At 71.1% G+C, this 12,013-nt stretch carries 10 protein-coding genes; 2 read left to right on the top strand and 8 right to left on the bottom strand.

What is annotated here, in order from left to right:
* Positions 1-171: 171 nt before the first annotated feature.
* Both ACWDOP_RS11520 and ACWDOP_RS11515 read left to right on the top strand, forming a co-directional pair.
* Positions 172-3,366, top strand: a complete 3,195-nt coding sequence (locus tag ACWDOP_RS11520; RefSeq protein ID WP_456344979.1) for a non-ribosomal peptide synthetase — start codon at positions 172-174, stop codon at positions 3,364-3,366.
* Positions 3,363-4,043 carry a formyltransferase family protein gene (locus tag ACWDOP_RS11515; protein WP_456344978.1) on the top strand — a complete coding sequence of 227 codons (681 nt, stop codon included), beginning with the start codon at positions 3,363-3,365 and terminating at the stop codon, positions 4,041-4,043. Before ACWDOP_RS11520 ends, ACWDOP_RS11515 begins: the two co-directional genes overlap by 4 nt.
* 63 nt (positions 4,044-4,106) lie before the next feature.
* Here ACWDOP_RS11515 and ACWDOP_RS11510 read toward each other — a convergent pair whose 3' ends face one another.
* Genes ACWDOP_RS11510 through ACWDOP_RS11475 form a run of 8 tightly spaced genes read right to left on the bottom strand, consistent with a single transcriptional unit; the run spans position 4,107 to position 11,779 of the window.
* On the bottom strand, positions 4,107-5,054 hold the full coding sequence (locus ACWDOP_RS11510; RefSeq protein WP_456344977.1) for an ABC transporter substrate-binding protein: 948 nt from the start codon (positions 5,052-5,054) through the stop codon (positions 4,107-4,109).
* Between the two features lie 31 nt (positions 5,055-5,085).
* The gene (locus ACWDOP_RS11505) at positions 5,086-5,793 is read right to left on the bottom strand and encodes a class II aldolase/adducin family protein (RefSeq protein ID WP_456344976.1); all 708 of its coding nucleotides are present in this window, start codon (positions 5,791-5,793) and stop codon (positions 5,086-5,088) included.
* A 31-nt stretch (positions 5,794-5,824) separates the two neighbouring features.
* On the bottom strand, positions 5,825-6,994 hold the full coding sequence (locus ACWDOP_RS11500) for an LLM class flavin-dependent oxidoreductase (RefSeq protein ID WP_456344975.1): 1,170 nt from the start codon (positions 6,992-6,994) through the stop codon (positions 5,825-5,827).
* Positions 6,991-8,085 (bottom strand): LLM class flavin-dependent oxidoreductase, encoded by a 1,095-nt coding sequence (locus ACWDOP_RS11495; protein WP_456344974.1) that lies wholly within the window; start codon positions 8,083-8,085, stop codon positions 6,991-6,993. The genes ACWDOP_RS11500 and ACWDOP_RS11495 overlap by 4 nt, the downstream gene beginning before the upstream one ends.
* Positions 8,082-9,107 (bottom strand): ABC transporter substrate-binding protein, encoded by a 1,026-nt coding sequence (locus ACWDOP_RS11490; protein ID WP_456344973.1) that lies wholly within the window; start codon positions 9,105-9,107, stop codon positions 8,082-8,084. Before ACWDOP_RS11490 ends, ACWDOP_RS11495 begins: the two co-directional genes overlap by 4 nt.
* Entirely contained in the window at positions 9,104-9,856 is a 753-nt protein-coding gene (locus tag ACWDOP_RS11485) for an ABC transporter ATP-binding protein (RefSeq protein ID WP_456344972.1), read from the bottom strand. Before ACWDOP_RS11485 ends, ACWDOP_RS11490 begins: the two co-directional genes overlap by 4 nt.
* A complete protein-coding gene (locus ACWDOP_RS11480) occupies positions 9,853-10,737 on the bottom strand; it encodes an ABC transporter permease (protein WP_456344971.1) in 885 nt (294 codons plus the stop codon). Before ACWDOP_RS11480 ends, ACWDOP_RS11485 begins: the two co-directional genes overlap by 4 nt.
* 1 nt (position 10,738) lies before the next feature.
* Positions 10,739-11,779, bottom strand: a complete 1,041-nt coding sequence (locus ACWDOP_RS11475) for an NrtA/SsuA/CpmA family ABC transporter substrate-binding protein (protein WP_456344970.1) — start codon at positions 11,777-11,779, stop codon at positions 10,739-10,741.
* Positions 11,780-12,013: the final 234 nt, after the last annotated feature.

Raw genomic sequence — 12,013 nt, 5'->3', positions numbered from 1 at the left:
CGGGATGACAACCGCGGGCGAAACGGGTGGTGAGAAAGCACACAGCACGGTCCTCAATGCCGACTTTAAACTGTTTGCGAGTTTCGGTCGCGACGATCGAGTCTGGGTGGGGCGCGTACCGTGCGGGTCCCTTCATCGCGTGTGGGCCTTGTCATAGGAGTGGATCCAGTTTTGAGCAGCGCCTTTCGCCGCCGCATCTCGCCCACCGAACGTCTCTACCTCGCGGCGCGGGAGGTGCATCCGCACTTCCTGATTCAGGTGGCCGTCGAGGGCGACGGCGCGCTCGACGCGGACAAGTTGCAGCACGCGGTCGAGGTCGCGACGCGGGTGCACCCGGGTGCGCGGCTGGTGCGCTCGGGGACGGACTGGATCGCGCGGGGCGCGGTGCCACGGGTGCGGGCGGTGACCAACACCGTGCTCGATTACGACCGGCTGACCGAGGACGCGGTGCTCAACGCCCCGATCAGCCGCCCGGACTACGTATCCGAGGCGCCGAACTGCGAGGTGGTGCTGCTCACCGCCGATCCGGTGACCGTCATCTTCCGCGCCTTCCACGGCGTCATGGACGCCAAGGGCCTGCAGATGTGGGCCGCGGACGTCTTCCGGGTGCTGCGCGGGCAGACCCCGGAGGGCGCGCTGGACGCCACCACCGATCAGGAGTTCGCGCTGCGACTGGGCATTCCCGGCTCGCCGGTGTCCACCGTCCCGAACTTCCGATCGCCGATCGGGCACGGCGCGAAGATCGCGGGACGCCCGTTCCTGCTGCGGCATCGCGAGATTCCCGGCGTCAGCCCCGCCATCGTCGCCCGCGTCGGCGAGATCGTCACCGCGGCGACCGGTTCCCGCGCGCGGCTGATGATCCCGGTGGATCTGCGCCGCCACGACGCCGAACTGCGATCGACCGCCAACCTGACGCTGCCGCTGTTCCTGGACACCGAACCGGGCGAGAGCTGGCGCGAGATCAACGCCCGCATGCTGGCCGGCCTGATGCGCCGCGACGAACTCAACCAGATGAAGAACCCGGGGCTGGAACAGGTTCCGGTGCCGATCGCCAAGGGCATCATCCGCACGATCGACAAGCTCGGCAGGCGCACGGGCCGAAACCTGTGCTCGGCCATCGTCTCGCACGCGGGCAAGGTGGTCCTCGACGACTTCGCCGGACCGGACTTCACCCCGACCGCCGTGGTCGCGATCCCCGCGCACACCGGACTCGCCCCGATCAGCTTCGCCATCGTGGAATCCGAACGCGCCACCGGGATCACGGTGTCCTGCCGTAACGGCGCGGGCGTGGCCGAGCGACTCGAATCGCTGCTCGACACCATCGCGCGCGAACTCGCGCAGGAACCGGAGCTCACGGCCCTCGGGACCGGGACCGTGCTCGCCCTCGAAGCGGCGAGCACGAGTTCGGCCGTCGTTCTCGATCCGCTGACCGGCCCCGAGCTCACCGGCCGCGAAGCCACCCTCGTCGAGCTGTTGCGCGCCCAGATCGCCGCGCGCCCCGGCGCGGTCGCGATCACCGGCCCCGACGGGTCGCTCACCTACGCGCAGCTGGGCACCCGCTCGGCCGCCGTCGCCGCCGCGCTGCGCGAACACGGCGTCCGGCCCGGGGACACGGTCGCCATCCTGGCGGGTCGTACGCAAGCCGGCCTGACCGGGCAGTGGGGCATTCTCGAAGCGGGCGCGGCCTTCCTGCCGCTGGACCCCAGACACCCGCGCGAGCGAATCACCCAGGTACTCGCCGACTCCGGCGTTCGCCTGTGCCTGGCCGAGCGCCGTTTCGCCGAGATCGCCGAGGCCACGACGCCGGTGCTCGTCCTCGAGGACCTGCCCGCGGACGGTGCCGACCCGGTCGACGTCGGCGTCGAGCCGGGCGACGTCGCGTACGTGACCTACACCTCCGGATCGACCGGGCGCCCCAAGGGCGTGCGGGTGACCCACGACGGTGTCGTGCACTACCTGCGCGCGGCCCTGGACTGGTACGAGCTGACCCCCGCGACCCGCTACGCCCACTACCACACCCCCGCGGCCGATATGGCCTGCATGGCAATGGTTTCCCCGCTGATCGCCGGTGGCGCCGTGGTGCTGGTGCCGGGGGAGATCAACCACCTGACGCTGTCGGACATCCTGGGTCCGGACGGCGCGGACACCCTGTTCCTCACCCCGAGTCTCGCCGAAGTGGTCCTGCGGCAGGACATCACGCCGGTGGGCATGCGCACCGTCGTCCTGGGCGGCGAGCAGCTCAGTCACGATCTGCTGCGCCGGGTGCGCGAATTCTTCGGCCCGCGTGTGCGATTGGTCAACAGCTACGGTCCCACCGAGGTGAGCCTGGTCTGCGTCTCGCAGATCCTCACCGGCGTTCCCGCGCCGGACGCGACCGCGGTGCCGATCGGCCTGCCCGCCCCCGGCACGACGGTGTACCTGCTCGACGCCCAGGGCCGGCCGGTGCCGGACGGCAAGGTGGGCGAGCTGTATCTGGGCGGTCCCCAGGTCGCCGCCGGCTACCTGCACCGGCCCGAACTGACCGCCGAGCGGTTCGTCACCGTCGGCGGCGAACGCACCTATCGCACCGGAGATCTGGTCCGGCGGCTCGGTGACGGCACGTTCGAATTCGCCGGGCGGGTGGACGATCAGGTCAAGATCCGCGGCAACCGGGTGGAGCCCGACGAGATCCGGTGCGTCCTCGAGACGCATCCCGCGCTCGCGGCCGCAGCCGTCGTCGGCCGCCGCCGCGCCGAGCACAGCGATCACGTGCTGGACGCCTTCGTGGTCATCGCGCCGGGCGTGCCCGCCGGCGAACCCGGTGATCAGGAATTGCGGGACTTCCTGGCCGAGCGGCTCCCGGTGTACATGATTCCCCGGGCGTTCCACCGCCTGCGGGTGTTGCCGCTGACCAGCAACGGCAAGACCGACCGGCTCGCGCTGGTCCGGCTGGCCGAGGGCGAGTCCGAGACCGCGCTCGAGGCTCGGTCCGAGCTGCCCGCTCCCGTGACCGTCCCCGCCGGTGCGGCCGAGATCGCCGCGAGCGAACCGGTGGTCGCGGACGTGCTCGAGGCCGCACCGAACCCGCTGCCGGACAGCGATTCCGGCGCGGATGCCGGGGACCGTGTCCTGGACGGCGTCGCCGACATCTGGGCGCGCGTGCTGCGGCGCGAGCGCGGCGAGCTGCGCGCGGACTCGGACTTCTTCGCCCTGGGCGGGGATTCGCTGGCCACGGTGGAAATGCTGGCCCAGGTGTCGCGCCAGATCGTCGGACCCGAGGCCGAACAGGCCTTCGTGGCCCAGGTGGAGGGTCTCATCCACCATCTGACCCTGAACCGAGTAGTCGAGGCCGTGACGGTGGCGGTCAGTGCGGGAGAACAGCGGTGATATTCATCGGTAGCGGCTCGCTGCTGTGGCGCGCGGTCGATTTCGCCCTCGCGGCCGGGCATCCGGTCGATCTGGTGGTGGTGCCCGCCGGGCAGGCGGGCACGGCGGGCGCCCGCGCGGTGACCGTGCGCGCGGTCGCCGACGTGAACACGATCGCCGAGGAGGTGGCGGCCGGATCTTCGGATCGGATCGTGTTCTCGGTCAACAACGCGACCATCCTGCGCACACCCCTGCTGGACAAGGGTTTGCGCATCTACAACATCCACAACGGCCTGCTGCCCCGCCATCGCGGGCTGCCCGAGGCGGCCATCGCGCACGCGATCCTCAACGGCGACACCGCCTACGGCGCGACCCTGCACGAGATCGACGCGGGGGTGGACACCGGAGCCGTCCTGGACACCGAGAGCTTCCCGATCTCGGGCACCGACGGCTTTCAGGACATCATGCTGCGCGGCCTGCGCGCCTGCACGCTGCTGTTCGAACGCAACCTCGACGACATCGCCGCCGGTCGCGCGGTGCCGGTGCCCCAAACCGGCGGGGCCGGCGGCTATTACGGCCGCAAGGCGCTGGACGGGCTGCGGGATCTGGCCGATCACCCGGACTTCTCCCGGGCGACGGATCTGGGCATCTTCGCCGCCTTCTACCCCGAGCTGGCCGCCGCGAGCCGCGCTTCCTGATTCGGGGCGCGGCTCGCGGACGGGTCCGGCCGGACCACGTTGTCCGGCCGGTGCCGGAGGGTTTCAGCCGACGGCGGTCACGTTCCGGGTGGACGCGACGAAGTCCGAGATCCAGGGCAGTACCGCGCCGCGGACCCGAACGGTTTTGGGCAGCAGGCCATTGGCGGCCAGCAGGTCGGCGGCGTGCTGCTGCTCGTCCAGGAACGATTCCGAGACCGGGTCGATCCCGAACGGGCGCCCGCGCAGGGCGGCCTCCCACGCGTCGAGATCGGCCGTGCCGCCGCGCGCGACGATGTCGTCGACGAAGTACTGCGCTGCGGCGCGCGGATTCTCGGTGATCCAGGCGTCCGACTCCTGTAGTGCGGCCACGATCGCCTCCAGGGCTTCGCGATTGCCCTCGGCGAAGTCACGGCGGGTGAACCACAGCGAGGGGTGGCTGAACAGCGATTCGGTGTCGACCAGGGTGTGCAGCTCGGCCTGCGCCTCGATGGCGGCCAGCCCGGGGTACGCGCCGACCCAGGCGTCGAGGTCGCCGTTCAGCAGCGCGGCGCCGCCGTTGACATCGGTGTCGACCGGCTCGATGTCGGCCCAGCCCAGGCCCGCCCGCTCGAGCGCGAACAGCAGCAGGGTGGTCTGCCACGAGCCGTGCGCGATGCCGACGCGCTTGCCCTTCAGGTCGGCGACGGTCTCGATCCCGTTGCCCGTCTTGGCGACCAGGCGGCCGTTCTCGATGCGGGGTCCGGAGATGCCGAGGTAGACGATGTCGCGGTCGTTCGCCAGCGCGGTGACCGGCGGGGTGAAGCCGGTGCCGATGACGTCGTAGCCGCCGTCGGTGAACAGCCAGTCCGAATGCAGCGACGGCAGCGCGGTTTTCACGTCGGCGCGCGGGGTCTCGGGCAGCGCGCGCAGGTCGACCCACTCCACGTCGGGCAGGGTGCGCTCGGCGATGCCGCGGTGCCGCAGCACGAACAGCGAGTTGTTGTGCGGGAAGTAGCCGATACGAACGGTCACGGGGGAATTCCTTCGGGGTGGGAGTGATGGATCAGATCAGGCCGCGGCGGCGGGCCTCGTCGGCCAGCCCGGTGCGGCCCCACTGCACGGCGAGGTTGGAGGCGTCGAAATCCACCGAGCCGCCGAGGGTTTCGCCGATGGCCTGGTACTGCGCGCCTTCTTCGAGAAGGACGACGAGCTTGGCCAGGTCGAGCAGCCCGGCCCGGCCGATCACGTTCGCGCCGCCGTTGGCCTCGAAGATGGCGATGAGGTCCGGGTCGACGGTCAGGCGCTGGAGGATGAAGTCGCCCGCGCCGATGCTGCGGTCGATGTGCGGCGGGATCTCCCTGGACAGGGTCAGTCGCTGCACGGCCGCGTAGCGGATGGGCAGGGTGCGGTGGGTCTGCGCCCAGCCGCCCAGCCACGGCGAATGCACGTGCACCACGGAGGTGATCTCCGGGTGGGCGCGGAACACCTTGGCGTAGCCGGTGACGAACCCGGCGGAACCGCTGCCGGACAGCACTTTTCCGTCGAAGGTCGCCACCACCGGACGCACGGTGCGGTCGTCGGCCCAGGGGCCCGGCTCGTTGAGCGCGACGGCGATGTCCTCACCCGGCACGCGCTCGACGAAGTTGACGGTGCCGTTGCCGGTCACGGTGCCGCTCTCGCGCAGCACCCGGAACGCCTTGTCCGCGTCGCGGGTGACCGCGGCGACGAATTCGGCGGCGGTGTCCGAGAGGACGGTCTCGACGGTGGTCATGATGTCTCCTGATTCGATGTCTGTGGTGTGCTCAGCGCGTAGCGGACAGCGCGGCAACGGGTTCCGGTGCGGTGAGCCGCGAGCGGCCCAGCAGCGGCAGCACTTCCTCGCCGACCCGGTACGCCTCCTCCAGGTGCGGATTGCCCGCCAGGATGAAGGCGTCGACGCCGAGCTCGGTCAGCTCGTCGAGGCGCTGGGCGACCTGTTCGTAGCTGCCGACGAGCCCGAACGCGGGCCCGCCGCGAATGAGGCTGAAGCCGCACCACACATTGGGTTGCACCTCCAGATCGCGGTAGCCGGTGATGGTTTCGGGCACCCAGCCCTTGATTCGGGCCGCGCCGACCGAATCGCCCTGGGCGGCGCGATTGGCGGCGTCGCGGTCCACGAACGCCCAGCCCTTCTCGATCTCGGCCCAGGCGGCCTCCTCGGTGTGCCGGGCGACGATGTCGATGCGGACCGCGAACTTCGGGGTGCGCCCGATCCGGTCGGCGTGCGCGCGGACGCCGTCGAACTTGGCCCGCAGGTCCGCGAAGGGCTCGAGCCAGGACAGGTAGTAGTCGGCGTGCCGTCCCGCGGCCTGCACCGCCGCGCCCGAGGACCCGGAGAAGTAGACCTCCGGGAAGGGCTGCCCGGCCAGGCCCGGCGGCAGCGCGGCGTCCTCGCCCCGGTAGAAACGCCCGTCGTGCGTGTAGGGCTCGCCGTCCCACACCCCGCGCAGCACGTCGAGGAACTCGCTGGTGCGCGCGTACCGGTCGTCGTGGGAAACCTTGTCGCCCCACCACAGTTGGGCCGGTCCGCCGCCCCCGCTGATGATGTTGTAGACCAGTCGCCCGCCGGTGGCGCGCTGCAGGCTCGCCGACATGCGCGCGGCCTGCACCGGATGCAGAAAACCGGGCTGGAAGGCGACCATGAACCGGTAGGTGGTGGTCTCGCGGGCCAGCGCGGCCGCGACGGCCCAGGGATCCTCGGTGACCGGGAACGAGGGCAGCAGTCCGCCCAGGAAGCCGGCCGATTCCGAGGCCCGGGCCACGGCGGCGACATGGTCGATGTAGCCGTAGCCGTCGAGTTCGCCGCCGCGGATCGCGGGCGCGATGTTGCCCGGCCCGTAGCCGCCCGCGTGGCCGCGGTTGTAGCGGCGCGGGGTGCGCAGCGAGGCGTGATCGCCCTCCATGCCGATGCGCCAGTAGATGTCGATGGTCACGAGAGAGCCTCCTGCAGAACACGTCCGGCCGGATCGGCGAGATGCAGCAGGTGCTCGCCGGTCCGATGCACCTCCTCGATATGCGGATGGCCCGACAGCGCGATGCTGTCGATCCCGGCGGCGGTGTACACCTGGAGTTGCCGCGCCACCTGCTCGTAACTGCCGACCAGGCCGATGGCCTGCGGGTACCCGAGCTCGCCGAATCCGGCCCAGCGGCCGTCGCCCAGACTCAGCGAGGTCGCGTCCGGACCCGACGGATGCAGCTCACGCCACTGCCGCTCGACCCGCGCCCAGGCCTCGGTCTCGGTCTCGCGGGCGATGATCGGCAACTCCAGCCCGGCCCGGACCGTACGGCCCTGCGCGTCGGCGAGCCGGCCCAGTTCGGCCAGCGGTGCGGCGAAACCGTCGAGTGTTTCGGTGAAGACGTGGACGTCGGCGTGCTTCGCCGAAAGCTTCAGCGCGGCAGCCGAAGTCCCCGACAGGTACACCCGCGGGAACGGCAGTCCGGACAGGATCCCGCGGAAGCCGCCGTCGATGACGTCGTAGAACTCGCCCGCGTACTCGAACCCGGTGCCCTTGAACCCCGCGCCCGGAATGGGATCCGAGTTCCAGACACCCTTGGCGACGGTGAGGAATTCGGCCGCCCGCGCGTAGCGGTCGTCCCCGACGACCCGGTCGCCGCGCGCCCGTTCGTCGGCGATGTCGGTGTCGACCGCGAGCCGCCACCCCAGCCGCCCGGCCGAGAGCCGTTGCAGCGTGGCCGAGATCTTGGCCGCGTACACGGGAGTGCCGAAGGCGGGCTGGAACTCGACGACGACGCGGGAGTGCCGGGTGGCCCGCAGCGCACCCGCCGCCACGATCCAGGACTCCTCGCCCAGCGGATCGTAGGGTGCGAGCACACCGTCCAGGCCGTTGAGTTCGGCGGCGTCGATGATCTGGTGCAGGTCGTCGAACGGCCCGAAGTTGCCGGGCCGCACATCGGTGGCCGGGGTGACGGGGCCGGGCCCGCCGAAGCCGCCGCGGTGCCGCAGTTCCGGATTCGCGCGCCGGCCGTCGCCGCGGGCGGGCAGCCGCCACAGGTAGTCGGTCATGCCGGCACCCGCTCGGCGGCGACGAGGGCGCGGGCCTGTTCGAGGGGCTCGTGTGCGACCCAGGCGTCCAGGTCGAAGTCCGCCGCCAGGAAGCCGTGGCTGTACAGGAACTGCTGCTGCACCCCGAGCAGTTCGACGCGCTCGGCCGTGAGCGAGGGGTGCAGGCCGCGATGGAACTCGGTGCCGTAGGCCGCCACCACACCGTCGGGGCCGGACAGGGTTTCGCGCTGGAGCACCTCGCGCACGCCGTCGAGGTTGCCCGCCGCCCAGTCCGCCGCCCGCAGGCTCTGGGCCAGGAAGCCGACCACCACTTCGGGTTTGGTGTCCAGCAGTTCCTGATGCACCGTGATCGGGCGCGGGGTGCCGTTGTTCACCCGCAGTCGCTTGGTCTCGGAGGCGTCCAGGTCGATGGCCACGCGCAGGCCGTGTTCGACCGCCACCTCCTGGGCGCGGGCGCCCTTGACGTAGATGGCGTCCACCGTGCCGTCGAGCAGTTCCCGTACGCCCCAGGTGATGTCGCGACGCCGCTCCTGAACCTCGGTGCGCACCTGCGGGTCCCGCTCGACCCCGACCTCGGTGACGCGCACGTCGGCCAGGGTGAGCCCGGCCGGGCGCAGCGCGTTGGCGAAGCCGTGCAGTGCCATGGCGCGCGGGAAGCTGCGCGCCTGATCCTGCGCCCACGCCGGCACCGCGACCCGCAGTCCCGCGAGATCGGCCGCGCCGGTGACCTGCGAATCCGGGCCGACCAGGATGGCCTGCGACTCGTCGATCCAGGTCAGGCCGATCAGCCGGGTCGGCGAGCCCTGCGCCCGGGCGGCGAGGGCGGGCACGTTGCCGCCCTCGCGGATCAGCCCGGACAGCTCGTGCGAGAAGTGGAAGCCCGCCAGCTCCGGACCGGCGTCCTGCAGCACCCCGAAATCGAGGCCGCTGTGCGCGGCGGTCTCGCCGAGCCAGCCGAGGCTGTGCGCCAGCCCGCTCGCGGTGGGGACGGGGCAGCGCGTGTACCAGAGGGTGTCGGTCATGATGTGCTCCTGGGAGTTTCGGGAATGCGGTCCACGCCCAGCTGGGCGAGGAAGTCCGCGCGATAGCGCAGGGCCGCGGGATCGGTCCGATCGCGCGGTCGCGGCAGGTCGATGTCGGTGTCCACGGCGAAGCGGCCGTTGTCGAGCACCAGGACGCGATCGGCGAGCCGGACGGCCTCGTCCACGTCGTGGGTGACCATGAGCACCGCGGGCCGGTGCCGTGCCACCAGATCGCCGACCAGGTCCTGCATCTGCAGGCGGGTGAGGGCGTCGAGGGCGGCGAACGGTTCGTCCAGCAGCAGCAGTTCGGGTTCGCGGACGAGGGCGCGGGCCAGCGCCGCGCGCTGGGCCTCGCCGCCGGACAGGGTCGCGGGCCACTGGCGGGCCTTGCCGTCCAGGTGCACCTCGCCCAGTGCGCGCAGCCCGGCCTCGCGCACCTGGCGGGAACGGCGCTGGCCGACAACGACATTGGCCAGCACCCGCTTGGAGGGGATGAGTCGCGGTTCCTGATAGACGGTGGTGCGGGCGGCGGGGACCAGCACCTGTCCGGCATCGGGAAGCTCGAGGCCGGTGAGCAGGCGCAGCAGCGTGGTCTTGCCGGTGCCGCTGGGCCCGAGCAGGACCACGAACTCGCCGCGGCGAATGGTCAGCTCGATGTCGTCCAGCACCACCTTCTCGCCGAACGCCTTGCGCAGCCCGGTGATCGAGACGGCCACCGGGCTCTCGGTGCGCGGGGTTACGGCGGTCATCGGATGGCCACCTGTCGCCGCCACGGCATGGCGTACCGCTCCGCGATGCGGACCAGACCGTCGAAGATCAGGCCGAGCAGCGCGTAGAGCACCACGCACAGCACCATGTAGTCGGTGCGGTTGTATTCCTGGGCCAGGGTCACCAGGTAGCCCACGCCCTCGTTGGTGCCGACCTGTTCGGCGGCGATGAGGCCGGTGATGCTGATGGACAGGCACACTCGCAGGGCCATGAGCACGCCCGGCAGCGCCGAGGGCAGGATGACCTCGAGCACCAGCCGCACCCCGCTCAGCCCGAACCCGCGCGCGGCCTCGACCACCTTGCGGTCCACGTTGCGCACGCCCAGGTAGGTGTAGGCGTACATGGGCGCGACGGTGGCGACCGCGATCAGCAGCACCTTGTACAGCTCGTCGATGCCGAACCAGGCGATGAACAGCGGCACCAGCGCCAGGAAGGGCACGGCGCGCAGGATCTGCATGGTCGAGTCGACCAATTCCTCACCGAGGCTGGACAATCCGGCGGCGAAGCCGAGCAGCAGGCCCGCGCCGACGCCCAGCGCGACGCCCAGGGCCGCCCGGGTGAACGAGGCCAGCGCGAAATCCACCAGTTGGCCGGTGCCGAGCAGTTCGGTGAAGGCCGACCACACCTTGGGCGGTCCGGCCAGGACCCGCGGGGACAGCGCCCCCGTCGCCGAACCGATCCACCAGCCCGCGAAGATCAGCGCGGGCAGCAGGAACCGCAGCGGAATCGACAGCCATGCGGGCCTGCGCTTCTCGATACGAGCGCGGGGCGGAGCGAGCACGAGTTCGGAGGCGGTGGGGGAGTGGGCGCCGGGCGCGGCGGGGGATTGCGCGCCCGTGCCCGCGGCGACGAGGACGGCCATGTCAGCTTTCCTTCAGTGCGGCCAGCTGCTCGGGGGTCAGCTTGGACTTCAGGTCGTAGAAGATGTCCGCGCCGGTGATCTTGCGGCTGATGACGCCGTTGTCGGCGAACTGGTTCACCACGTCGGCCAGATCGGCGGCGTCGGACTCCTTGGGCAGGTGCGGCTGGGTCGCCTCACCGCCGACGCGCAGGGCGTCGGCCAGGCGCGCGCCGCTGAGCGCGCGCGGGCCGGTCTTCTCGAAGACGTTCTCGAACTCGGCTGGGTTGGCGCGCTGCTGGGCCGAAAGGCCCTGCAGCACTTCGAGATACTTGGCCGCGACGTCGGGCCGCTTATCAAGAACCTCGGTGCGGAACACCACGACGGTGTTGTCCTTGGAGCCGATGCTCTGCTCGGTGGCCAGCTCGATCCCGCCGTTGGCCTTGGCCTCCTGGTACGGGACCAGGAACGAGGCCCAGGCGTCGACCTTGCCGGTGGCGAAGGCCGAGGCGGCGTCCTTCTGCTGCAACGGAACCCGGGTCACCTTGTCGGCCGGGACGCCGGCCTGGGCCAGGGCCTTGAGCAGGATGTACTCGCCCTTGCCCGCCGGGTTCACCGCGACGCGCTTGCCCACCAGATCCTTGACCGCGCGGATGCCGGCGTCCGGGTGGGCGATGATGCCGCTCTGATCCTTGCCCGCCGGATCCTGTACGGCCACGATGCGGACCGGCACGTCCTTGGACAGCGCGCCGACCACGGGGCTGAAGGCCGCGCCGGACACATCGAGCTCGCCGGTGTTGAACAGCTTCAGCATGGAGCTGAAACCCGGTGTGGTGGTGACCCATTCGATGCGGGCGCCCAGCGGGGCCAGGGCCTTGTCGAAGGTGCCGTCGCGCTTGCCGACCGCGAGCGGGCCGGAGTTGCCCGGGTCCACGACCTTGAGGACCAGTTCCGGTCCGGCCGCGTCGTCGGTGCTCGCGCCCGATCCACACGCGGCGACGAGAGCGACGACGGGGGCCAGCGCGAGCGCGAGCCGCCAACGGTTGGGCCGACGTGTGCGGAACATCGTGGGGACACCTCTTCCGGTTCGAGAATCGATCGCGTCATCGATCGATGCCCTGGGACAGTAGGGATCCCGGAGCGCCACGGCGAGGTAATGCTTTCCGAGGATCGGAAGGCTTGACAGCGGTGGGGGACAGCGGTTACACCGCGCGAAGTCGCCGGTGCCCGCGTCGAACGGGCTGATCCTCGACAGAGTTTCGCGCGGGCCGATGCGAATTCGTGTGCTGGGAGGTTTTCC

It is taken from the genome of Nocardia sp. NPDC003693 (assembly GCF_053981095.1).
The sequence above is the reverse complement of the archived record's forward strand: the minus strand, read 5'-3'. Positions and strand labels throughout refer to the sequence as shown.